This is a genomic window from Actinobacillus delphinicola, from assembly GCF_900638385.1.
In the GTDB taxonomy this organism is placed as follows: Bacteria; Pseudomonadota; Gammaproteobacteria; order Enterobacterales; family Pasteurellaceae; genus Actinobacillus_C; species Actinobacillus_C delphinicola.
Window position 1 is genome coordinate 617,952 of sequence record NZ_LR134510.1, and the last position, 25,703, is coordinate 643,654.

Here is a 25,703-nt window from a genome sequence, read left to right on the forward strand (position 1 = left end):
CTAATTAAAGAGAGGCTAAGAAAGTCATTAACTCATCTTTAGAAATTAATAATTTTTCGCCTGTTTTACGGTTTTTATATTCAATTTGACCGTTGTTAAGGTTTTTCTCACCAATTACGATCATATGTGGCACACCGATTAATTCCATATCCGCAAACATCACACCTGGGCGTTCATTACGGTCATCAAGAATAACTTCTACGCCTTTGAAACGTAAATCATCGTAAAGTTGTTCTGCAAATTCTTTTACCACTTCTGATTTATGCATGTTCATTGGTACGATTGCCATTTTGAATGGTGCAATTTCATCAGTTGGCCAAATGATACCACGATCGTCATGGCTTTGTTCAATCGCAGCAGCTACAACACGACTTACACCGATACCATAGCAACCCATTGTCATCACTTGTGGGCGACCATCTTCACCTTGAACGGTTGCATTCATTGCTTCAGAGTATTTTTTACCAAGTTGGAAAATATGTGCAACTTCAATACCACGTTTGATATGAAGTGTACCTTTACCATCTGGACTTACATCACCTGCTACAACATTACGGATATCTGCAACTTCTGCCATTGGTAAATCACGTTCCCAGTTTACATTGAAATAATGTTTACCATCTTGGTTTGCACCCATCGCAAAATCACTCATGATCGCAACGCTACGGTCAACGATAATTGGCATATTTAATTCTAATGCACCAAGCGAACCTGTACCCGCACCAACTACGGCACGAATTTCTTCATCGGTTGCAAATTCAAGTGGATCAGCAACAAGTGGATGTTTTTGTGCTTTGATCTCATTTAATTCATGATCACCACGTACCATTAATGCGATTAAAGGAGCTTCTTCGGTTGCCCCTTTAACAATAAGGGTTTTCGCAATTTTTTCTGCTTTTAATCCGTGTTCACGCACTAATTCATCAATGGTTTTTGCATTTGGCGTATCAACCAAAATCATTTCTGCTGTTGGTGCTTGACGTTCACCTACTGCAATTGCTTCTGCAAGTTCAATATTTGCTGCATAGTCAGAATCTGTTGAGAATACGATATCGTCTTCCCCACTATCTGCTAAAACTTGGAACTCATGAGATGCATTACCGCCGATAGATCCTGTATCTGCATGCACTGCACGGAAATCTAAGCCTAAGCGTAGGAAAATGTTGCTATAAGCACGATACATTTCTTCATAAGTTTCTTGTAATGATTCGTGACTTAAATGGAAAGAATAACCATCTTGCATTAAAAATTCACGGCTACGCATAATCCCAAAACGTGGGCGTACTTCATCACGGAATTTAGTTTGAATTTGATATAATGCAAGCGGTAATTGGCGGTATGAGGTAATTTCACGACGAACTAAATCAGTGACAACTTCTTCGTGAGTTGGTCCAAGCACGAAATCACGATTACCACGGTCAACAAAACGAAGTAATTCTGGACCATATTGTTCCCAACGTTTAGATTCCTGCCATAATTCTGCTGGTTGAACAACTGGCATTTCAATTTCTAATGCACTAGTTCTAGACATTTCATCACGAACGATGTTTTCAACTTTTTTAAGTACACGCAAGCCGGTTGGTAACCATGTATAAAGCCCTGATGCTAAAGGGCGTACCATCCCTGCACGTAACATAAGTTGGTGACTCACAACCTGAGCATCATTTGGTGTTTCTTTCAATGTTGAAAAAAGATATTTACTTGCTCGCATTATATTTAATTCCTTAATTCGATATAAAAAAGTAGCGCTAGTTTACCAGTTCACAGGATTGCAATAAAGCAACCATATCAAGATTTTTGTTATCTTGCTAAGGTTCGCAATACTTTCACTTTAATACGCTATTTAGATAAAGCGGTATTCATCCACGAATACCGTTTAGACATAATTTTTTACGAAAATGAGGGCGTGTTTTCGATTTTTAAAAAACTAAAATACCAAACCACGTCACAAATAAAATGACTAATGCAACAAAAACGGCTGCGGATCCCAAATCTTTTGCTCGACCTGATAATTCATGATATTCCGTTCCAATTCGATTCACTACTGCTTCTATTCCAGTATTTAACAGTTCAACAACCAACACCAAAAGCACGGAACAAATTAGTAAAATGCATTCAATTTTATTTTTACCAAGCCATAATGCGAGTGGTACTAAAATTGCTGTTAGAATTAATTCTTGACGAAAAGCAGTCTCGCTCAATGCGGCTTTAAGTCCTTTAATTGAATAACGTGTTGAATTGATAAGATGCGTTAATCCTTTCGTTTGTTGCATAATTTTTCTCTTAGTTATAAACGTTTTGCTTCAATGACATCTGGAATTTGCGTTAATCCCAGCAAAACTTTACTCAAGCTATCGACATCGCTTAATTTAATATCCATTTGAATAATCGCTAATTGTTTTTTACTTTCTGCGTGTGTAGATACAGAAAGGACATTAATTTTATGATTGGCTAAAACCGTCGTAATATCTCGTAATAATCCATGGCGATCACTTGCTACAATCTGAATACTAATTCGAAAATCTTGAGAATATTTTTGTCCCCAATGAGCTTCGACGACACGTTCGGGATGGCTATTTTGCATCTCAATAAATTGTTCACAATCAACACGATGAATAGAAATGCCTCGCCCAAGGGTAATATAACCTGCTATGGTATCGCCATAAATAGGCTGGCAACAACCCGCCATATAGTGCAATAAATTTCCAACACCATCTACAGTAACCAATTGATTTCTATCATCTTTATTGATAACTGTCGTACGACTTGCTACTTGACGTAAAATATCTGCATCCGCTTGTTCAGCAGTCGCTTTACCTTTTTTATTTTGTAAATAATTCATCAGGTGTTGTAAACGAATATCACCAGAACCAATCCCCGCATAAAAATCATCCATATGCTTGAGGTTGTAGCGCATCAATGCATTTTTCTCAGCTTGTTTTAAATTTAGCCCCAATGCATTGACTTCATGTTCAAATTGTTCTTTGCCAAGCGGAATATCTTTCTCTCTATCCAATTTTTTAAAAAAAGCATTAATGCGACTGCGTGCTTTCGGAGTGCGAGTAAAGCCTAAATTTGGATTTACCCAATCTCGACTTGGATTTGGATTTTTCTGAGTAAGAATCTCTACCTGATCACCCATTTGTAATTGATAGGTAAAAGGTACAATCCGCCCACCAACTTTTGCGCCGATACAGCGATGCCCAATTTGACTATGAATTGCATACGCAAAATCTAACGGCGTTGAGCCTGTTGGTAGATCTACTACCTCACCTCGTGGCGTAAAGACATAAACCCGATCGTCAAAAACTTGTGAGCGTACTTCCGCCAAGATATCGCCAGAATCCACTATATCCGCTTGCCACGCTAAAAGTTTTCTCAACCATGCAATTTTTTCTTCATAATCTGTTTTCCCACCAACAATGCCCTCTTTGTACTTCCAATGTGCCGCAACGCCTAATTCAGCATTATCGTGCATTTGTTGGGTCCGAATTTGTATTTCGACGGGTTTATCGTCTTTTCCTAAGACAACAGTATGAATAGATTGATAGCCATTTGGTTTCGGATTAGCAACGTAATCATCAAATTGATCTGGTAAGTGTTTAAAATGCGTATGAACTAAACCGAGTACGGCATAACAATCTTGTAATTCTTTAACAATAATGCGTACGGCCCGCACATCATAGAGTTGTTCAAATTCCAGATGTTTTTTCTGCATTTTTTTCCAAATGCTGTAAATATGCTTTGGTCGCCCATACACATCAACTTCATAAAGATTATCTTTAAGGTATTGACGTAATTCACAAACAAAATCATCTAGATATTGTTCACGATCTAAACGACGTTCTCCAAGCAATTTTGCGATAATTCGGTAACTTTCAGGATGTAATACACGAAAACAATAATCTTCTAATTCCCATTTCAATTGTCCGATTCCAAGACGATTCGCAAGTGGTGCATAAATATTACTGCATTCTTTTGCCGCTAATTCCCGTTCTTCTTGAGTATGATTATGAGCATCATCACGTAAGAAAATAATCCGTTCAGCCAATTTAATAATCACGCAACGAAAATCTTCCACCATGGCTAAAAGCATACGGCGAACATTGTCAATTTGGGTAGTATTACTAGAATTAGCTGTATTAATTTGACGAATGTTATCCATATCCGCCACGCCTTTCAGTAATTTACGAATTTTTATTCCAAAAACTTCTTCAATTTCATCAAGGACGGTATCATCGCTACCTTGCGTAAGGACGGGAAATAACATTGCAGTGACAAGACTTTCTGCATCCATATTTAAACTATGCAGAATTTCTACCATTTCTGGGCCAGCTAGAAGATAATAAATAGGTGCTTTATCAAGTTCCCTTACCATCACTTTTTCACAAGCAAAATTCCATGCTTGCTCCAAATCTGCTTCAACCTCAGCAGGGACGTTTAGGGTACTGCTCCATTTTTTTAAATCAAAATTATCTGGATTTAATAAATGAGTTCCTCGAATTGCAACCATATTTTTTTCCTATCTACGGTAAAAAGGCGGGGTTATTCTACCCCCTTTTTGCAAACTTTGGGGAAATATTTCACAATAAATGCATGTTTACTATATATTTTATTTACAATTCCTTTCCAAAATACACCGTACTATATAATTAAACATGGTCATTTCTAGTAAAGTTTTAAATTATTTTTTCCTAAATAAACTTGTGAAAATAGTTCACGGCTTTTTAATGGTTTATCGCCCAAATAACTTTTTAATACTACCCGCATAAAGCGTTTTGCTGCAATTCTGACTTGCGGATCAGAAAAATCTCTTTCCGCAAAAGCCAATAATTCGCGCCCATAAAACGTCATATTATCCTTAACAATAGAGGCAATAAAACCACGTTCAGCACGATATTGATATGTCATATTTTCATCGACAGGTTTTCCTGTTCCGACACAATGGCAAAAATCAATTCCGTAACCTAGATAATCGAGTAACTTAAACTCAAATGTCCGTAAAGTTGCTTCTAAATGTTCTGGATATTGGGTTAATTCAGTTAAACATGTTAAATAATCTTGGAACAGTGCAGGATAGGCTGTTTCTTTTTCCAATAACCGAATCATAATTTCATTCACATAAAAACCACTATATAACGCAGCATTCTGTAAAGGTAAGGTTATAGCGGCAGCTTCAGCTCGGGTAAGAATTTTTAACGCGCCCTTCCCAGACCAGCGGACTAATAACGGAGTGAATGGCTGTAAAACACTTTTCCAAGGTGAACGTTTTCCCCGAGCGCCTTTTGCTAATAAAGTAAGGCGCCCAGTCTCTTCACTAAAAATATCAACGAGTAAACTGCTTTCACCATAGGGTTTACGGTGTAGCACAAATGCACGTTGCCAATTATCCATTTTGTTATCTAACAAATTCGTTAAATCCCATAAAATTTATCGAAAAATGAGGCGTGTCTAATTTCTGAAAACCAATTCAACCGCATCACTGCCTAAAAATTCCATTAAATTATTCAAAAGAGGATCCTGTGGATTTACCGCCCACTGTGTGCCAAAACGTACCAACGCATTTCCCTGTGGACTTTGATAATACAGTTGAATAGGCAACGCTCCTCCACTGTAAGGCTGAATAATTTCTTTTAATCGACGTAATAACGCAGGTGTGATTTTGTCTTGTGAAAGGCTTATCGCAAGATGATTTGCACGATGTACCCGAGCCTCTTCTAATGACATCACATCACGCACATTCATGCGTAATCCCTGACTAAAATCATCAAAGCTCACTTGCCCGCTACACACGATAATATTGTCTTTCGCAATTTTTTCGATATTTTTATCTAACGCCTCACCAAATAAAGTCACATCAAGACGACCTGACCGATCATCTAGTGTGGCGATACCAATACGATTTCCTTTCTTCGTTGTCGCTACACGGAAGTTTACGACCAGACCACAAGCAACACTCATCTGCCCACGACGGCTTGGCGTTAAATCTTTTAAACGTGTACTCGCATAATGCTCTAATTCAGGCAAATAACGACTTATCGGGTGCCCGCTTAAATAAAGTCCGAGGGTTTCTCGCTCACCTTCTAAAATTTGGTGTTCTGTCCATTTTGGTGTATTCGCATATTTGGTTTCGACATCTTCTGGGCGATCAGTTAATACGCCAAACATATCCCCTTGCCCAATATCCTCATCTTTCGCATGCTGATCAGCGGCTTTTAAGGCATCTTCAAGGTTTTTTGCAAGGGCTGCACGATGAGGTCCGAGTTTATCAAAAGCCCCCGATTTAATCAGGCTTTCAAAAGTACGGCGATTCACACGTTTTAAGTCAACTCTTGCACATAAATCAAATAAATCTTTAAAGAAACCACCCTCTTTTCGGGCTTCTACAATTGCACCGATCGGTGCTTCACCAACCCCCTTAATTGCGCCAATACCATAGACAATTTCCCCTTTATCATTAACGGTAAATTGATGTTTCCCAGTATTTATATCAGGTGGAACCACAGTTAGTCCCATGCGTAAACATTCATCATAAAGCCCAACAATTTTGTCAGTATTATCCATTTCTGATGTCATTACGGCTGCCATAAATTCAGCCGGATAATGGGCTTTTAACCAGAGTGTTTGATAGGAAACGAGTGCATACGCAGCCGAGTGAGATTTGTTAAAACCATAACCTGCAAATTTTTCTACCAAGTCGAAAATCTTCATGGCAAGTTCGCCATCAATATTATTTTTCTCAGCGCCTGCTTTAAACACACTACGTTGTTTTGCCATTTCTTCAGGTTTTTTCTTACCCATCGCACGGCGTAATAAATCCGCCCCACCCAAGGTGTAACCTGCTAAAACTTGGGCAATTTGCATCACTTGTTCTTGATACAAAATAATGCCGTAGGTTGGTTCTAGAATCGGTTTGAGAGAGATGTGTTGATATTCCGCATCTGGATAGGAAATTTCTTCCTCACCGTGTTTACGGCGGATAAAGTTATCCACCATCCCTGATTGCAACGGACCAGGTCGAAATAATGCCACCAACGCAATGATATCTTCAAAACAGTCTGGACGTAGGCGTTTAATCAGATCTTTCATGCCTCGAGATTCCAACTGGAATACCGCTGTGGTTTCCGCTTTAAGAAGAAGCTCAAATGCTTTTGGATCATCAAGAGGAATATGGTTAATATCAACGGGTGGCTTACCCTGCGCAATGAGGCGAGGATTAATCATATCCAATGCCCATTTAATGATAGTTAGCGTACGTAACCCTAAAAAGTCGAATTTCACTAGCCCTGCATATTCCACATCGCTTTTATCAAAATGCGTAACAGGATGTTTCCCTTCGCTATCGCAATAAAGCGGAGCAAAGTCAGTGATCAAATGCGGAGCAATAACTACCCCACCCGCATGTTTTCCTGCATTACGAGTAACCCCTTCTAAGCGGCGAGCCATATCAATGAGTGCTTTAACTTCTTCATCTGCCTCATAAATTTCGGGTAATTTCGGCTCAGCAGCAAATGCTTTTTCTAATGTCATGCCAGGTTCAGTGGGCACTAATTTAGAAATTCTATCGACAAAGCTATAAGAATGCCCAAGAACACGTCCAACATCACGAATAACGGCTTTTGCCGCCATTGTACCGAAGGTAATAATTTGAGATACTGCTCCTCGACCATAGGTTTCTGCAACATGATCAATAACACGATCTCGTCCATCCATACAGAAATCTACGTCAAAATCGGGCATAGATACACGTTCAGGATTTAAGAATCGTTCGAAAAGCAGATCAAATTCTAACGGATCCAAATCGGTAATCTTTAATGCGTAAGCAACCAGCGATCCTGCACCCGATCCACGCCCAGGTCCAACAGGAATATCATTATCTTTAGACCACTGAATAAATTCCATCACGATAAGAAAGTATCCAGGGAATCCCATTTGGTTAATTACGCCTAGTTCAACCTCTAAGCGTTCATCATACTTGCCACGTTCTTTCGCTCTCACTTCCTCATCTGGGAAAAGAATTTTCAAACGTTCTTCTAAGCCAGTATGTGCTTTTTGTACTAAGAAATCTTCAGTACTCATCTCCCCTGTTGGGAATTGTGGTAAGAAATATTCTCCAAGATGCAAGGTTGCCGTACAACGTTCTGCAATTTTCACACTATTTTCTAATGCACTTGGAATATCCGCAAAAAGCTCACACATTTCAGCTTCTGTGCGGAAATATTGTTGGCGGGTATAATTCTTAGGGCGTCTTGCATCATCTAACGTATAACCGTCATGAATTGCCACACGAATTTCATGTGCCTCGAAATCTTCAGGCTCTAAAAAACAAACATCATTGACAGCCACAACAGGTAAATTCTTTTCTTTTGCCAGTGCAACTGCAGCTTGGATATAACGTTCCTCATCATTTTTACCTGTCCGACTTAAACTTAAATAAAAACGATCTGGAAAATGTGTTTCATAAAAACTTACTGCTTGTTCAAGTAACTCAGGTTCTGTACGGGTACGCAATAATAATTGCCCAATATCCCCTTCTTTACCGCCCGATAAAATGATGACCCCTTCTGCATGTTCAATCAGCCATTCTTGATCAATGTAAGGGAAATCGGTATAACCACGCTGATAAGCTTTAGAAAGCAATAAGGTAATATTTTGGTAACCTGCATTGTTATTCGCATAAAGGGTTAAATCGAAAAAGTCTTCGCCAAGCAAATCACTTTTTATTTTGAAATCAGCACCAATAATAGGTTTAATTCCCGCTCCTAAGCATTCCCCATAAAATTTTACCAGTCCGCAGAAATTCATAAAATCAGTTAAACCTAATGCGACCATTTCTTGTTTAGCTGCTTGTTTTACCAATGGTTTTACTTTGGGTAAGCCATCAATCATAGAGAAATCACTGTGTACTCGTAAATGAACAAAACGGGGTGCAGCCATATTTTAGAATCCTTTTTGGTATGGGTTTATTAACAGGTTAGACCGTGTATTCTAGCCGTATTTCAGTTGCTTTTACAGTCTTAACGTAACTAGCCGATTTTTCTAAAGTGAAAGGAAATTTATATAAAAAATGCTAAACTATGTTCCATCTTAATTTAAATCAATACTACTTCCATGCAAAAAACAAGATTTCGCCCATCCAAAACACATTTTTCTCGCAAAGCACAATCCCCTAGAAACACGCCCGTTGCAAAAAAATCACCAATAAAAAAAACCTTGGAACAAACCAAAGTGGTGCTTTTTAATAAACCCTTTGATGTTTTAACACAATTTAGCGATGACAGTGGTCGCAAAACATTAAAAGACTTTATCCCAGTTCCTGAAGTTTATGCAGCAGGTCGGCTTGATCGTGATAGTGAAGGTCTATTACTACTGACGAATAACGGAGAAATTCAACACCGCCTCGCTAATCCAAAATTTAAATTACCTAAAGTATATTTTGTACAAGTTGAAGGCGACGTATCCGATGAATCCTTACAAAAATTACGTCAAGGTATCACATTAAATGATGGAAAAACCTTACCTGCTAAAGCAGAACGCATGTTGCCTCCTTTTCCACTATGGGAACGTATTCCGCCAATCCGAGAACGCAAAAATATCCCTACCACATGGTTAAGGCTAGAAATTACAGAAGGACGCAATCGCCAAGTTAGAAGAATGACCGCTCACGTCGGTAATCCAACATTGCGCCTTATCCGTTATAATATTGGTGACTTAACATTAGACAATATCGCAATAGGTGAATATAAAGAACTTTCGTTGAATGAAATTAAAATTTTGGCAAAAAAGTTAAAGCTATCCTTGCCCAATGAGAAACCAACCCGATAAAGAAAAAATGGCTTCCCCTATTCTCCCTTTTGCTCGTATGCTAGAATCAGTCAGTTTTAGCTGTTGATAGCAGCAAAATTTTCACTAAATAAAAGGCAGTATGATAATGAAAAGTATTGATATTAAAATTTTAGATAAACGTTTGGGTAAAGAATTTCCATTACCAGCATACGCGACTCCAGGTTCTGCTGGCTTAGATCTTCGTGCGATGGTTGGAGAAGATGTCGTCTTACAACCCAACGAAACTCGACTTATCCCTGCTGGAATTGCGATTTATATCCGTGATCCATCACTTTGTGCAACAATTTTACCTCGTTCAGGTCTAGGCTCTAAGCATGGTATTGTTTTAGGTAATTTGGTTGGTCTAATTGATTCTGACTATCAAGGTCCACTCATGATGCCAATTTGGAACCGCAGCACTGAACCTTTTAAAATTTCTGCGGGTGATCGCATCGCTCAACTTGTCTTTTTACCTGTTGTCCAAGCAACTTTTAATGTTGTAGAACATTTTGAAGAAACCGAACGTGGTACTGGAGGTTTTGGTCATTCAGGTAAAGCTTAATACGGAGCAAATAAGATGATCATTCCTTGGCAAAGTTTAAAAGAGGAAACCCTCATCAATCTAATTGAAAGTTTTATTCTTCGTGAAGGAACAGATTACGGAGCAGAAGAACTCTCATTACATGAAAAAAGAGAAAATTTATTACAGCAGATCAAGCAAGGGAAGGCTGTTATTTTCTGGTCTGAGTTACATGAAACCTTTGATATAAAGCCTCATACATACATTGAAAAATAGGAAATCTTATGTCGAATCTCTATGTAAAATCAGCATTTCCAAATGCCGAACAAACACAACAATCTGACGTAAAAGAAAAAATGAAACAAATCGACCCTACTTTAGATTGGTTTCTTTCACATTGCCATATTCGCAAATATCCAGAAAAAAGTACGCTTATTCACGCAGGTGAAAAAGCGGATACGCTTTACTACGTTATCCGTGGGACCGTCGTCGTTATGGTAAAAGATGAGGAAGGAAAAGAAATGATTCTGACTTATCTTAGCGATAACGAATTTTTTGGAGAGTCAGGGCTTTTTGATAAAAATTCAGTCCGTAATGCTTGGGTAAAAACTCGAACCTCTTGCCAAATTGCTGAGATTTCTTATCGCAAATTCCTACAGCTTGTTAATATTAACCCGCAAATTTTAATGTATCTTGCAGGTCAACTTTCTCATCGACTTCATAACACATCCAAACAAGCAAGCAACCTCGCTTTCTTAGATGTCACTGGTCGTATTGCCCAAACCCTGATGAATCTTGCCAAAATGCCTGATGCACTTACTCATCCAGATGGCATGCAAATTAAAATTACCCGTCAAGAAATTGGTCAAATGGTCGGCTGTTCGCGAGAAACAGTTGGCAGAATCTTAAAAATGTTAGAAAATGATGACCTTATATCAGCCCATGGGAAAACCATTGTTGTACGCGGCGCAAGATAGGAAACAACAATTTTGAACTAACTCATTGAAATAGAAGGAAGCGCCAAATGCTAAAAAGAATTTTCTCGTACTTTAAATCTCGTTTTTTTATATTTGGCTTTTCTTTTTTAGCTTCCTTTCCATGCTCATCGTGCCTGATAGAGCAAATTTCATTGGGCTTTTCACGATTTATTTCTTTTATTGTGGGCTATTTTTACTTAACCGTAGAATCTTTGCTTATACGCTTTTCTTTATAAGCTTATTCCCATTACTTTACTATCCTGTAAGCCTTCATTATTCGGACTTAAACTCTGGCGTAGTTGCAGCCTTTTTTGAGACAAATGTTGGAGAGTCGTTTGCATTTCTAAAAAACTTTTCGTTGGAAGATTTTTACTTCCCTATTTTTTATGTGATCTGCTTATACTTCACATTACGCTTGGCTTATGCACAACCAAAACCACAAGATGATACGCCGAAGGAAGTTAAAAATCGTAAAATTCTGACTGGGATTTTAATTTTTGGCGGTATCGTTGGCTCAATTGCTTTACCAATCAAATATTATTTTCAACACAAAAATGATCCACTTGATGTACAAACTCTTGCCCCAGCATGGTCTTTAACGTATTCCAATAATAATATTTTGCGTTTCTACGCTAATCTTGTTGATAGTACAGAAAACTACTATGCAGATAAAAAAGCCCTCGAAGAGGCTCAAAACATTAAAGATCCATGGGTAATTACATCCGTCAAACCTAAATACCAAAATTATGTTTTAATTATTGGTGAATCTGCTCGCCGTGATTATCACCACGTCTTCGGTTTTCCGCTAGACGACACACCGTTCTTAGACAAAACTAACGGATACTTTAACTCCGCTTATATTTCGGCTGCACCAGCAACCTATCACTCTTTAATTAAAACACTTTACCAAGAAAGAATAGAAAAAGGGCATCTAAACTACGCTTACAACATCATCACTCTTGCAAAAGCGGCGGGGTTTGAAACAATTTGGATGTCAAATCAAGGAGCAATTGGGCGTTTTGATACCGTTGCCTCTCGTCTTGGTGCGATGTCTAATCAAAAATACTTTACACATAAGGGCGGCTATAACACAGAAAATATTAGCGATTTGAAACTACTTCCTTATTTTAAAAATGCGTTAAAACAACAGAATAAAGATTCAAAACCACGTCTCTTTATTTTCCATTTGATGGGATCACATCCTGATTTCTGCTCACGTCTAGACAGCGATAAAGAGAAAATTTTCAACTTTAAGAATAAAAATCTTTCTTGCTACGTGGATACTATCCACCTCACAGATCATTTTATTAAACAAGTTGTCGATTTACTCAAGGCGCAGCACCAATCCTATTCGCTTATTTACTTTAGCGATCATGGGCTAGCAAACTCCTATTCTGCCGATGCTGTCGCCGATGTTGATAATTTAGCAACCGTATCATTGCCGAACTACGCATCGCTTACGGCATCACAACAAAAAGACTCCTCAATGACACACAATGGTAAATTTAAACAAGATTACCAAGTGCCATTTATTAAATTATCAAGTGATGACACTGCTCATACTATGGTACATGTGCCACGCAGTGCACATCATTTTATTCAAGGTTTTGCCGAATGGCTTGGTATTTCTACCCCAGATTTAGATCAAAACTATCATTTCTGGAGTGATATCCCTGATAAAAATATTGAAGTGTTTAATCTTGAAAAGAATGTTCCGTACGATACATTGCTTAATGACCCGTATCCAGGTGAGAAAATTACGACTTCAACAGAAAAAGTAATGGCAAAAAATAAATAAAAAGACGCCCCGATTTTCCTAAAAATTTATGCGAAAATCGGGGCGTGAATTTAATTTTTTATTTTTTAAATTGCGTCAAAATGGCATCAATAATCTCATTACCTAACTGTAATTTGCTCGCAAGTGGTAAAGATTTTTCGTGAATCGTTTCACCCGCTTTCCAAAATAATTGAATCGCATTTTGTTCCTGATTGAATCCTTTCCCATTTGATACGTCATTTGCACAAATCATATCTAGATTTTTGCGCACTAGTTTATCTTTTGCATAATCTGCAACATCTTGTGTTTCCGCAGCAAAACCTACCACAAACGGACGGTTTTCTTGCATTGCTGCAATCGTAGCAACAATATCAGGATTTTTGATCAAGGTTAATGTCATGGTTTCCGTTGCCATTTTGGGATCTTTTTTCATTTTTTGCTTACACACTTCGGCAGGTCTAAAATCCGCAACCGCTGCACACGCAATGAAAATATCGTGATGAGGAGCCATTTTTTTTGCCGCCTCAAGCATATCCTCAGCACTCACAATATTAATGCGTTCTACGCCTTGTGGAGTCGGTAAATTCACCGATCCTGCAATGACTGTTACTTTCGCACCACGTTTCGCAAAATCTTCCGCTAATGCAAAACCCATTTTACCTGAACTATGATTACTTAAAAAGCGAACAGGATCGAGTGCTTCACGAGTTGCTCCAGCAGTGATGACTACCGATAACCCCTGACAATCAGGCTCAACGAAAGATTGCTGAATCGCCTGATAAATTTCTGCGGGCTCGCTCATACGTCCTTTCCCAACATCACCACACGCTTGCTCTCCCGCATTCGGTCCAATACAACGTACCCCACGGGTTTGTAGTGTAGCTAAATTCTCTTGGGTAATCGCTTGATGATACATTTGTTGATTCATCGCTGGTGCCAATAAAATCGGTGCAGAGGTAGCTAAACAAAGCGTAGAAAGTAAATCATTTGCCATACCTACACGTAACCGTGCAATAAAATCCGCCGATGCTGGTGCAATCACAACCAAATCTGCCCATTTGGCTAATTCAATATGTCCCATTGCTAATTCCGCACTCGGATCTAACAAACTTTCTGCAACATGATTTCCTGAAATGGCTTGCAACGTGAGTGGCGTAACAAAGGCTTTCGCCGCAGGCGTTAATACAACTCGTACATTTGCTTGTGATTTTTTTAAAAGTCTAATTAATTCAATTGTTTTATAGGCAGCAATGCCACCTGTAATCCCAATAACAATATTTTTATTTTGCAAATTTTCCATTTCATCCGCTCATTAGATTTAATTCATACTCTCACTATTTTACTGAAAATATAGCAGATAAAAACTTTTCTTTTGCGATCAATGTCGAAAAATGTCTGCACAATACTATCAAGATCTCTGAAATTCCTTACGCTATTCTCCAAAAAGGAAAATTTTTATGTGCTCATCATTAATGCCTCGTGAAAAACTCTTAACCTTTGGTGCTAGTGCTTTGACTGACGAAGAATTACTGGCTATTTTCCTACGCACTGGTACCAAAAATTGCCCTGTTCTACAACTTGCTCACAATGTGTTAGCAGAATTTGGATCCTTACGTGAGCTTATCAGTGCCGATAAAAAGACATTTTGTAGTTTAAAAGGATTAGGCATCACGCAATTTATCCAACTCCAAGCCACCACCGAAATGACAAAACGTTATCTTGAGCAAGAAATGCGAACGCAACAAATTTTTACTGAAGCAAAAGTCGCAAGACTTTATCTGCAAAGTGAACTCGCTCATCGTGAACGTGAAGTATTTTTTGTCCTATTTTTGGATAATCAACATCGCCTTATCAAAAGTGAGGAAATGTTTCTGGGCACGGTAAATTGTGCCATGGTATATCCCCGTGAAATTATCAAAACCGCACTTTATTGCAATGCCGCTGCTCTTATCCTTGCTCATAATCATCCCTCTGGGCTTGCAGAACCAAGTAATGCCGATCGGAGTATTACTCAAGATATTCAAAAGGTCGCAAAATTTATGAATATTCGGGTATTGGATCATTTTATTATCGGAAAAGGTTGCTATTTTTCCTTTGCAGAGAATGGTTGCCTTTAATCAAAATACTAAAATTTATCAATCAAAAACCAATGCATTTTTTTTAGTCAAACTACAACATAAGGATTAAGCGGGTGTCATTTTATGCTAAGTCGCTGAGTTTTATGCTTGATAAAACGACATAAAACTCGTATAATTGCCGACCTTTAATATTGGATGGGTCGGTATACGGCCTGACGAGGCCGGCAAGGTTTAGTACAGGGTTTCACACCATGTAAACCGTGTCAATCGAACCCAAGCTCGAGCTTATATATTTATCGGAGAAGAATATGTCTAGAGTCTGTCAAGTAACAGGCAAGCGTCCAGTGACTGGTAACAACCGTTCACACGCTTTGAACGCGACTCGTCGTCGCTTCCTACCAAACCTTCACACTCACCGTTTCTGGGTTGAAAGTGAAAAACGTTTCGTAACTTTACGCTTAACAGCGAAAGGTATGCGTATTATTGATAAAAAAGGTATCGATGCAGTTTTAGCTGACATCCGTGCCCGTGGCGAGAAAATCTAAGGAGCTAAAAAATGGCAGCTAAAGGTGCTCGTGATAAAATCCGTTTAGTATCAAGTGCTAACACTGGTCACTTCTACACAACTGATAAAAACAAACGTAACATGCCAGGCAAAATGGAAATCAAAAAATTTGATCCAGTTGTTCGCAAACACGTTATTTATCGAGAAGCAAAAATTAAATAATTTGCTTTTGTGTACAAGAAACCCGAATTTAATTCGGGTTTTTTTATCTCCCTCTTTTCCTATCCTTGTTATAATTTCACATACATTAAATCATTATTTAATAGTTGCTCATTTTTTTTACAACATTTAGAATACTTCCAATTTGTTATTGAATAATAACTGCTCTAATCTGATTTGATGTTTCTCCATATCTCTAACAAAGGATGATTCATATGAAAAAAACTCTTGCTACGGTCCTTATCTCTGGTATTGCACTTGCAGGTTGTGCGCCTACTGGGGAATATCTTCAGTCTGATGTTTTTGGTGCTAATCAATTGAATACCCGACAAGAAGTGAAACCTGTCACTATTCTTGCAGTGTTACCTGCAAAAGTTCGTATTAATAATAGTGATGAAAAACAAATTGCCCAAACTGCTGGTACTTTATTAGGTGCTGTGGTCGGTGGTATTGTCGGTTATCAGTATAGTGGTGCAGGCGCTGCTGCAGGTGCCGTTGCTGGAGGCACAACAGGTGCGCTTGCTGGTTCAATGATAAAAAGTACCGTGCTTGTACCAGGCGTAAGTATTTCATATCGTGTTCAAGGTACAAACCAAGTTTATAATTCTACCCAAGCAGGTCAACCTTGCCAATTCCATCGTGGTCAAGCCTTAATGATTACTGGCATGGGTAACTCAAATGAAACCCGTATCCAACCTAATGCGATCTGTCCGAAAAAATAATTAAAGGAAATATCTATGCGCTCACTTAAAACTACGTCTGTCGCAGTTATCACTTTAACCGCTTTGTTTTCAACCCCTTTTGTCTTTGCGGATTTAACAACAGATATAAGCACCGTTTCTGTCGCCTATCAAGCTCAAGAAAACGCCAAGGCACATGAAGCGGCAAAAGTACGAGCAAAAGCAGCAAAACGTGCTGCAGCGATTCGTGCCGAACGAGATCGCCAAGCAGCAATACAACTCGCAGATAAAAAACGTGATCAAGATTACGAAGATAAACTGCGTACTTTACAATTAAAAGATAAAGAGTTAGACATCAAAATGAAAGAAGCTCGCGCTAATCGTGCTGATGAATTTGTCGATGTTGAACTTGCTCACGCTAAAGCTAAAATTGATAAAGTACAATCAGAAGCAGATGCGAATCGCTTAGAAGCACAAGGCAATAAAGCACTAAAAGAAAAAATGGGTGATGCTGAGATCAAAGCCCACTCAGGTTTTTTTAAATAATCCGATAAATCTATTTCCATATTTCATAAAGCTATTAAGATAACTCTTAGTAGCTTTATTTTTTTAAGGATCAACTATGCCAGAATTACCAGAAGTAGAAACGACTAAGCGTGGTATTACACCACACCTTCTCAATCACACTATTCAACAAATTATTATAAGACAGCCAAAACTACGTTGGATGGTTCCAGATATTCTAAAAACTTTTCATGATGTCAAAGTCAAAGGACTTTCTCGTCGTGCAAAATATCTTATTATTCATACAGAAAAAGGCGATATTGTTGGACATCTTGGCATGTCAGGCTCCCTCCGTGTCGTCGATAAAGATTTAGCCCCATCTAAACATGATCATGTAGATTTTGTTTTGAGTAATGGCAAAATTTTACGCTACAACGATCCCCGCCGTTTTGGTGCGTGGCTTTGGGCTGAGAAAGCAGAAGATCTCTCTGTTTTCAAAAACCTTGGTCCCGAACCTTTAGATGAAAGCTTTAGTGGGGATTACTTATTTAAACAAAGCCGTCGGCGCAAAATGCCTGTAAAAGGTTTTCTCATGCATAATGCCGTTGTCGTTGGCGTTGGTAATATTTATGCCAACGAAACACTTTTCCTTTGCCATATTCATCCACAACTTCCTGCAAATCAGTTAAGTTTAGAAGAGTGCCATACGTTAGCCAAAACTATTAAGGCAGTATTAGAAAAATCCATCCAACAAGGTGGTACGACTTTAAAAGACTTTCAACAACCCGATGGAAAGCCAGGTTATTTTGCACAAGAATTGCTAATTTATGGGAAAAAAGGGCAACCTTGTCCTAAATGTACTACGCCAATTGAGAACCTTGTTATTGGTCAACGTAACAGCTTTTTCTGCCCGCAATGTCAAAAAATACCAACAGAAAGTGCATAATTTTCTACGAAAATCGGGGCGTAAGAAAGTTACTTTATTATTGGTAAATTTCCTGTTAAATATCGGGCGTTTTGAACAAAATTTTGCTATAATATTCGATAATTTTTGAATGAAAAAAAGAGAAATTTTATGTCAGATAATGCTAAAGAAAGTTATGGTGCGGAGAGTATTCGCGTCTTAAAAGGTCTAGAAGCTGTACGTACTCGCCCAGGGATGTATATTGGTGATACTGATGACGGTACGGGCTTACATCACATGGTATTCGAGGTCGTAGATAATGCGATCGACGAAGCACTTGCAGGCTATTGTACGGATATCGTCGTCACCATTCATTCTGATAACTCTGTCTCCGTTCGTGATAATGGACGTGGTATTCCTGTTGATATTCACCCAGAAGAAGGGATCTCTGCCGCAGAAGTGATTATGACTGTCCTTCATGCTGGTGGTAAATTTGATGCCAACTCATATAAAGTATCTGGTGGTCTACACGGGGTTGGTGTATCTGTTGTAAATGCACTTTCTGATAAACTACAACTCACTATTCGCCGTCAAGGTCACGTTCATGAACAAATTTATCATTTAGGTGAGCCTGAAGCACCATTAAAAGTTATTGGCGAAACTGATAAAACTGGAACAGAAGTTCGCTTTTGGCCAAGCCCATCAATTTTTGCAAACACCGTGTTTGAATACAACATTTTGAAAAAACGTTTACGTGAGCTTTCATTCTTAAACTCAGGTGTTTCAATTCGTTTAATTGATCAACGTGATGGTTTAGAAGAACATTTCCACTACGAAGGTGGTATTCAAGCATTCGTTGAGTATTTAAACCACAATAAAAACCCAATTCATACTAAACCGTTTTATATCGCAACTGAAAAGGACGGTATCGGTATTGAAGTAGCATTACAGTGGAATGATGGCTACCAAGAAAATGTTTATTGTTTTACCAATAATATCCCTCAACGTGATGGCGGTACCCACCTTTCTGGATTCCGTGGCGCATTGACCCGTGTTTTAAATAAATACGCAGAAGAAAATTCCAACAAAAAAGATAAAAAAACAATCAACACGCAAGGTGATGATGCACGTGAAGGATTAGTAGCGGTGATATCTGTCAAAGTGCCTGATCCAAAATTCTCTTCTCAAACGAAAGATAAACTCGTTTCATCTGAAGTGAAAAGCGCGGTTGAATCTGTAATGAATGAACGCCTTCAAGAATACTTAGACGAAAATCCAACGGATGCAAAAATTATCGTGTCTAAAATCTTAGAAGCAGCACGCGCACGTGAAGCCGCTCGTAAAGCACGTGAAATGACTCGCCGTAAAGGTGCATTAGATATTGCGGGACTTCCAGGAAAACTCGCTGACTGCCAAGAACGTGATCCTGCTCTTTCAGAACTTTACCTCGTGGAAGGGGACTCTGCGGGTGGTAGTGCGAAACAAGGTCGCAACCGTAAAAACCAAGCAATTTTACCGTTAAAAGGGAAAATTCTTAACGTTGAAAAAGCACGTTTCGATAAAATGCTTTCTTCTCAAGAAGTAGGAACCCTCATTACAGCCCTTGGTTGTGGTATTGGTCGTGATGAATACAATCCAGATAAACTCCGTTACCACAGCATCGTTATCATGACCGATGCGGACGTGGATGGTTCACACATCCGTACGTTGTTACTGACTTTCTTCTATCGTCAAATGCCAGAACTCATTGAACGTGGCTATGTATATATTGCTCAACCACCACTTTATAAAGTGAAAAAAGGGAAAAATGAGCTTTACATCAAAGATGATGAAGCCATGGCGCAGTACGAATTAAATCTTGCACTTGAAGAAGCAAGTTTATACGTAAATGAAAACGCACCAGCGATGCGTGGCGATAGTTTAGAAAAACTTCTTAGTGAATATCACCAAGTACGCCGTATGATTCAACGTTATAGCCGTTACTATCCAATGCACTTATTAGATAATCTCGTTTACCAACCAAAACTGACCGTTGACATGTTGGGTAATGAAATGCTTGCAAGTGATTGGGCAGAAAGTTTCATCGCACGTTTAAATAATATCGAAACCAACGGTAGTAGCTATCGTGCTAAAGTCGAATTCAATGCAGAACGTGGCGTATATGACATTATCATTGCCGTTCGTCAGCATGGTATTGAACAAGATTATATTTTAAATACTGAATTTGTGTCAGGTCATGAATATGCTCAAATCATTCATTTAGGCGAACAACTTCAAGGTTTACTTGAAGCTGGTGCATACGTTGAACGTGGTGAACGCCGCCAAGCCGTAGATTCTTTCGACCATGCCGTATCTTGGTTAATCAAAGAATCACGCCGTGGACTTACAATCCAACGCTATAAAGGGTTAGGTGAAATGAATCCGAAACAACTTTGGGAAACTACGATGGATCCAAATTCTCGTACCATGCTTAAAGTTTCGATCAAAGATGCCGTAGAAGCAGATCAACTCTTTACCACATTAATGGGTGATGATGTTGAACCACGCCGTGACTTCATTGAAAGTAACGCATTACGTGCAAATTTAGATATTTAATTTATTTATTCACATAGGCATATCTTCTTCGGAAAATATGCCTTTTTCATTCATATCATACGCTATTTAGCAATTTTGAGGTCGCATGGAAACGCTAAAATCGTCTAAAATGGCAATCTTATTGTCCTGTTTAATGGGAATGTTTTTTATTTTCCCACTGTTCGCTCAAACAAGTTACTACATCATTCCAGGCATTTTACTCCTTTTTGGTTTGTATTATATGGGGCTAAATATCAAGCAACATCAAACCCAAATGGAAGCATCAACAAAAATCTTAATCCTTGCCTTTGCGAGTTACCTGATTGTACCGATGCTCTCAATGTTTGAATATCACGGGCGTTTATCATTCTTAGATATCCCATGTAAAGCCCTATTATTACTCCCAATCCTAACTATTTTCACACGAGTAAAACTCAACATTCACTATTTCATTGGACTCTTTTTTGTCGCATGTTTTAGTATTGGCGCAGGAGCAGTTATCGAAAAATTCTACTTACACTGGGCTGATCCTTTTATGAAATATAACCGCATTACCGCAGGCAATGTGGCAATGGGCATCGCCATGCTCGCATTTTCACTCGCAATCTACTATTACCGTATTAAACAAAAAGGTTTAACCCTTATCAGCTCACTTGCCTTCATTTCAGCCTTTATGGCAAGTTTACTTTGTATGAATCGTGGTGCGCTTGTTGGATTCGCTTTAGGTTTTGTTGCCGTGCTTTGGTTAAACCGTGATTTGCTCTCTAAAAAACTTATCGCCTTTTTTGTAATTGTCGCTATCGCATCGGGGGGCGTCGCTTATAAAGTAGCACAAAGTCGCTGGAATCTCGTCGATGGTGAAATTGCACAATGCGTGGATAGTTCACACTGCGATACTAGTATCGGTATTCGTTTACAACTTTATAAAAGTGCATTACGTGGAATGGAAGAAAAACCTATCCTCGGTTGGGGCGTGGGAGGAACAAATGTAATGCGCCAACAGCAAGCTGAAGAAGGTTTTATTTCTCATGTTGCTGGCACTTATACCCATGCACATAATATTTTCTTAGAGCAAGGCAGTAAATTCGGGATCTTAGGGCTACTTTCGCTACTAAGCGTATTCTTGGTTCCAATGTGGATTTTTGCTAAAAATATCAAAGTCGCATTAAACAATCCGCTTTCTCAAGTCTTCGGTATTATGGGAATTACCTTTATCATTACGATTATGGGCTGTGGATTAACTGATGTATTAATGCGTCATCGTATTGGTAACATGTTCTACTTTACAACCGTCATCTTATTGATTGGTTTCCAAAAAATGACATTACATAAAAAACAATAAGTTGTTTTAACTGAACACGCCCCGATTTTCGATAAAATTTATATAAAGAGCATAAATTTTTAAGAAAATCGGGGCATATTTTTATCCGAAAATTTTAGGCTTTTTTATAAAAAGTTATTCTGGAACTTTGAGAATTTATCGCCACCTGACTATAATAAGTTATTCATCATTTACGCAACTTAGTGATTATTATGTACTTTTCTAAAATGCATGGTTTAGGCAATGATTTTATGGTCGTGGATGGCGTAACCCAGAACGTCTATTTCACACCCGAAACTATTCAACGCCTTGCTTCACGCCACTTGGGCATCGGTTTTGACCAACTATTAATTGTTGAACCACCTTATGATCCTGAATTAGATTTCCATTATCGTATTTTTAATGCTGATGGTAGTGAAGTTGCAATGTGTGGCAATGGCGCACGTTGTTTCGCACGTTTTGTTCACCTCAAACATTTAACCAATAAAAAAGATATTCTCGTCAGTACAGCTAAGGGCAAACTTGAACTCAAACTTTTAGATAAAGACTTAGTCCGTGTTAATATGGGTACCCCAATTTGGCAACCAAATAAAATCCCCTTTACCGCTAAAAAATTTGAAAAAAATTACTTACTCATGACGGAAATTAAAACTGTTATTTGCGGGGTGGTATCCATGGGAAATCCGCATTGTGTCGTACAAGTAGATGATGTAGAAAATATGGATATTGCCCCACTTGGTCGCCTTTTAGAAAAGCATGAACGTTTCCCTGAAAAAACCAATGTTGGTTTCATGCAAGTCCTCAATCCACACCATATTAAGTTGCGTGTTTATGAGCGTGGTTGTGGTGAAACCCAAGCCTGTGGTAGCGGAGCTTGCGGTGCAGTTGCAGTGGGTATTATGCAGGGCGTTTTAGCTTCTAAAGTCCGTGTTGACTTACCTGGTGGCAGTTTAGATATCGAATGGCAAGGTGGTAATAGTCCACTTTATATGACTGGCGAAGCAACACATGTTTACGATGGAGTAATTCGACTATGAGTGAAGTAACTGAAATGCAACAATGGATGGCAAAATATGATGCGTATCTGCGTATTGAGCGTCAATTAAGTGCAATTACACGCCAAAATTACCAACGCCAACTGAATGAAATTCATAAACTTTTCACTCAAAATGGTATTTTGGCTTGGCAAGACGTTACGCCAAGTCTCATTCGTTTTATGCTGGCAGAAGGAAAAAAAGCTGGCTTGCATTCTCGTAGCCTCGCGCTACGTTTATCAGCATTACGCAGTTTCTTTACCTATCTTATTCAACAAGGTATCATTTCTGCTAATCCTGCACTGGGTATCTCTCCCCCGAAGTTACCTAAACACTTACCAAAACATTTAAATAATGAGCAGGTGCAAAAACTCTTAGCAAACGATAGTAATGACATCTTTGATGTCCGTGATCGTACTATGATTGAATTAATGTATAGTTCAGGATTACGTCTATCCGAATTGCGCAATCTTAACCTTGCAGATATTCAATGGGATGATCAGGAGCTACGTATTTTAGGGAAAGGGAACAAAGAACGTATTGTGCCATTTGGACATTATGCCAAAGAGGCGTTATTAAAATGGTTAGATATCCGCCCTCGTTTTGAGCCTAAAGATAATGCTGTTTTTGTCAATAAAATGGGAACACGCCTTACACAACGTGCAATTGAGCAACGTATGGAAAAATGGGCAATCCAACAAGGATTGGACACGCACTTAAATCCGCATAAACTCCGCCACTCATTCGCTACACATTTATTGGAAAATAGTGCTGATCTACGAGGCGTACAAGAATTACTTGGGCATAGTAATCTTTCCACAACACAAATCTATACCCATTTAGACTTTCAACATCTCGCAGCTACCTACGATAAGGCCCACCCTCGAGCCCATCGGAAAAATCGCTAGTTTTTTGTGCATAAGATTGTGGATAACTTTGTGCACAAAAATAAAACTCTCTTTGGTTTTATTCTCATCATTTTTTTGAAAAATTGCGTCATTTTTAATTAAATTACTATTTTTTAATCATAACATCTTGTCATTAAATATATTTTTCTATATTAAAAATAATCGAATACAAGGTATATTGATGGAAATTTTATCGGCTAATTTTCTGTATAGGCTGTGGATATCACGAAAAAATTAATTGCAATATATTAGTTGCAAGAAAATAAAATAACTTTCTGTATTGCCTATAATCTTTTAAATTGAAATAAAAAAATCCCCACAAAAGTGGGGATTTTATTGATACTAATCTTTCTAACTAAACATTAGAAGAATACGCGTAAACCTGCATAGAATTTATTATCACGTTTAGCATCGCTCATATTAGCTTTATTAGAATCATATTCTACATAAGTTAATACATTTTTATTAATTTGGTAATGTGAACCTAAAGAGAAACCACGTAAACGCACACTAGTTCCACTCACACCAGCAATATCTTTGTATTTAAATTGGTGGAATACCGCATATACATCCATTGGTTCAGTAACTTGGTAAGTTGCTGCTACTTGGAAGGCTTTCGCTTCTTTTGCATTGATTGTAGTATCTTTATTAGATTGGCTCATATAAGACATAAAGTCTGCAGTATTATTTGAATTTTGTTTAGCATGTAAATAATCCACTGCTAAGCCAAAATTATATGCATTTAAGCCTGTTGATAGACCCCAAATCTTATTAGAAACAGTATTTGACTGATCGTCTTTATTAGTAGCTTTTTGAATTGCATAAAGTGCATGTGCTTGCATTGATACGTCTTGTGCAAGATCTACATTATAGGTAAGAAGTGCTTGCCATGCATTTGCATCACCATCACGTGTATCAACTGTAACTGAGTTACCATTTGCATCTGTTTTCACTACATCACTACGTTTTGCAGCACTATTATCAAAGATATAACTTGCTTGTAAACCGAAACCGTAATAATCACTAGATGTAAAGTTAATTACTTTTTGAGCATTTGTGGTTAACCCTACAGCACCTTTTACGTTAGTGAATTGTTCTGTTGGATCAGCTAAAGTAAAGTTGTCACCTGCTGTTTTACGTTTACCGAAAGTTAATTCACCAACAGATTTTGATTCTAATCCAGCATACACATATTTTGTTGTAATGCCACCACCAAAATCTTCACCACTAGGACGGATTTCAATATGTCCTAATGCTGATAAATCATCACTGATTGCTTGAGTAAACTTGAAGTTAACACGTGAACCATCATTTTGTAAATCTGTACGAGAACCAGTTTGATTAACTAACATAACACGTGCAGAACCAGTCACGTCTAATTTAGAACCATTTTGATTGAAAAGAGTTGCAGCATTTGCACCAGATGCAGCGATTGCAGCAACAGTTAAAGCGACGAGAGATTTTTTCATAATTAATACCCTTTAAAAGGTTTATTTTTGTTTGCATAAAGGACTTCAATCTTTATGTAAACACCATGTGAGAAAATAAAGAAATACACCTTGTCCTGTATCTCTATGACTGACATTCTATATTGGCCTAAAAAGTTTTGTCAATATTATTGGAACTTTTTTATAAAGGTATAAAATCATTATAAAACAATAAGTTAAATATATGATTTATTAAAAAATTCATAACAATTATTTTACAAAAAATAATTTTTTATAGATTAAATAAATATAACAATATGATTTTAAAAGATTTTTAATTATTCTCATTATTATTTAATTTGACTTATTTTTGATACAATTCATTATATTTTTTAATCAATTAAACTAAATTTTTATTTCAATTTTGTGATCTTTATCACGTTTTTTACA

General features: G+C 38.0%; 22 protein-coding genes. 15 read left to right on the top strand and 7 right to left on the bottom strand.

Annotated elements, in window-relative coordinates; genetic code table 11:
• Positions 1-4: 4 nt before the first annotated feature.
• The 5 genes from proS to dnaE form a co-directional block, all read right to left on the bottom strand.
• Positions 5-1,711 (bottom strand): proline--tRNA ligase, encoded by a 1,707-nt coding sequence (proS, locus tag EL259_RS02810; RefSeq protein ID WP_126598813.1) that lies wholly within the window; start codon positions 1,709-1,711, stop codon positions 5-7.
• Positions 1,712-1,919: 208 nt separating this feature from the next.
• Entirely contained in the window at positions 1,920-2,273 is a 354-nt protein-coding gene (locus EL259_RS02815; RefSeq protein WP_126598815.1) for a diacylglycerol kinase, read from the bottom strand.
• Positions 2,274-2,287: 14 nt separating this feature from the next.
• Entirely contained in the window at positions 2,288-4,513 is a 2,226-nt protein-coding gene (relA, locus tag EL259_RS02820) for a GTP diphosphokinase (RefSeq protein ID WP_126598817.1), read from the bottom strand.
• A 155-nt stretch (positions 4,514-4,668) separates the two neighbouring features.
• Positions 4,669-5,394, bottom strand: coding sequence for a DNA repair protein RecO (gene recO, locus EL259_RS02825; protein WP_126600837.1), 726 nt, complete (start codon positions 5,392-5,394; stop codon positions 4,669-4,671).
• Between the two features lie 57 nt (positions 5,395-5,451).
• Positions 5,452-8,937: a DNA polymerase III subunit alpha gene (dnaE, locus tag EL259_RS02830; RefSeq protein ID WP_126598819.1), complete on the bottom strand. Its 3,486-nt coding sequence runs from the start codon at positions 8,935-8,937 to the stop codon at positions 5,452-5,454.
• Between the two features lie 174 nt (positions 8,938-9,111).
• Between dnaE and EL259_RS02835 the strand changes: the two genes are divergently transcribed.
• From EL259_RS02835 to EL259_RS02855, 5 genes are all read left to right on the top strand, one after another.
• Positions 9,112-9,825: a pseudouridine synthase gene (locus EL259_RS02835; RefSeq protein ID WP_126598821.1), complete on the top strand. Its 714-nt coding sequence runs from the start codon at positions 9,112-9,114 to the stop codon at positions 9,823-9,825.
• A gap of 106 nt (positions 9,826-9,931) precedes the next feature.
• Positions 9,932-10,387 (top strand): dUTP diphosphatase, encoded by a 456-nt coding sequence (dut, locus tag EL259_RS02840; RefSeq protein ID WP_126598823.1) that lies wholly within the window; start codon positions 9,932-9,934, stop codon positions 10,385-10,387.
• A gap of 15 nt (positions 10,388-10,402) precedes the next feature.
• On the top strand, positions 10,403-10,621 hold the full coding sequence (locus EL259_RS02845; protein ID WP_126598825.1) for a YheU family protein: 219 nt from the start codon (positions 10,403-10,405) through the stop codon (positions 10,619-10,621).
• A gap of 80 nt (positions 10,622-10,701) precedes the next feature.
• Positions 10,702-11,322, top strand: coding sequence for a cAMP-activated global transcriptional regulator CRP (gene crp / locus EL259_RS02850; RefSeq protein ID WP_126600839.1), 621 nt, complete (start codon positions 10,702-10,704; stop codon positions 11,320-11,322).
• 121 nt (positions 11,323-11,443) lie between these two features.
• Positions 11,444-13,120, top strand: coding sequence for a phosphoethanolamine transferase (locus EL259_RS02855; RefSeq protein ID WP_126598827.1), 1,677 nt, complete (start codon positions 11,444-11,446; stop codon positions 13,118-13,120).
• A gap of 58 nt (positions 13,121-13,178) precedes the next feature.
• Here EL259_RS02855 and coaBC read toward each other — a convergent pair whose 3' ends face one another.
• Positions 13,179-14,399: a bifunctional phosphopantothenoylcysteine decarboxylase/phosphopantothenate--cysteine ligase CoaBC gene (gene coaBC, locus EL259_RS02860; RefSeq protein WP_126598829.1), complete on the bottom strand. Its 1,221-nt coding sequence runs from the start codon at positions 14,397-14,399 to the stop codon at positions 13,179-13,181.
• A gap of 157 nt (positions 14,400-14,556) precedes the next feature.
• Between coaBC and radC the strand changes: the two genes are divergently transcribed.
• The 10 genes from radC to xerC all read left to right on the top strand — a co-directional run bounded on the left by radC (position 14,557) and on the right by xerC (position 23,826).
• Positions 14,557-15,216, top strand: a complete 660-nt coding sequence (gene radC, locus EL259_RS02865; RefSeq protein WP_126598831.1) for a RadC family protein — start codon at positions 14,557-14,559, stop codon at positions 15,214-15,216.
• 269 nt (positions 15,217-15,485) lie between these two features.
• The gene (gene rpmB / locus EL259_RS02870) at positions 15,486-15,722 is read left to right on the top strand and encodes a 50S ribosomal protein L28 (protein ID WP_126598833.1); all 237 of its coding nucleotides are present in this window, start codon (positions 15,486-15,488) and stop codon (positions 15,720-15,722) included.
• Between the two features lie 11 nt (positions 15,723-15,733).
• On the top strand, positions 15,734-15,904 hold the full coding sequence (gene rpmG, locus EL259_RS02875) for a 50S ribosomal protein L33 (protein WP_126598835.1): 171 nt from the start codon (positions 15,734-15,736) through the stop codon (positions 15,902-15,904).
• 212 nt (positions 15,905-16,116) lie between these two features.
• Entirely contained in the window at positions 16,117-16,623 is a 507-nt protein-coding gene (locus EL259_RS02880) for a hypothetical protein (RefSeq protein ID WP_197721294.1), read from the top strand.
• A 15-nt stretch (positions 16,624-16,638) separates the two neighbouring features.
• A complete protein-coding gene (locus EL259_RS02885) occupies positions 16,639-17,127 on the top strand; it encodes a DUF5384 family protein (RefSeq protein ID WP_126598839.1) in 489 nt (162 codons plus the stop codon).
• A gap of 76 nt (positions 17,128-17,203) precedes the next feature.
• A complete protein-coding gene (gene mutM / locus EL259_RS02890; protein WP_126598841.1) occupies positions 17,204-18,031 on the top strand; it encodes a bifunctional DNA-formamidopyrimidine glycosylase/DNA-(apurinic or apyrimidinic site) lyase in 828 nt (275 codons plus the stop codon).
• Between the two features lie 129 nt (positions 18,032-18,160).
• Complete coding sequence (gyrB, locus tag EL259_RS02895; protein WP_126598843.1) at positions 18,161-20,584, top strand: DNA topoisomerase (ATP-hydrolyzing) subunit B; 2,424 nt, start codon at positions 18,161-18,163, stop codon at positions 20,582-20,584.
• 85 nt (positions 20,585-20,669) lie between these two features.
• Entirely contained in the window at positions 20,670-21,905 is a 1,236-nt protein-coding gene (locus EL259_RS02900; protein ID WP_126598845.1) for an O-antigen ligase family protein, read from the top strand.
• Between the two features lie 191 nt (positions 21,906-22,096).
• A complete protein-coding gene (dapF, locus tag EL259_RS02905) occupies positions 22,097-22,921 on the top strand; it encodes a diaminopimelate epimerase (RefSeq protein WP_126598847.1) in 825 nt (274 codons plus the stop codon).
• A gap of 14 nt (positions 22,922-22,935) precedes the next feature.
• Complete coding sequence (gene xerC / locus EL259_RS02910; protein ID WP_126600841.1) at positions 22,936-23,826, top strand: tyrosine recombinase XerC; 891 nt, start codon at positions 22,936-22,938, stop codon at positions 23,824-23,826.
• Between the two features lie 362 nt (positions 23,827-24,188).
• Here xerC and EL259_RS02915 read toward each other — a convergent pair whose 3' ends face one another.
• Positions 24,189-25,295: a porin gene (locus tag EL259_RS02915; RefSeq protein ID WP_126598849.1), complete on the bottom strand. Its 1,107-nt coding sequence runs from the start codon at positions 25,293-25,295 to the stop codon at positions 24,189-24,191.
• Positions 25,296-25,703: the final 408 nt, after the last annotated feature.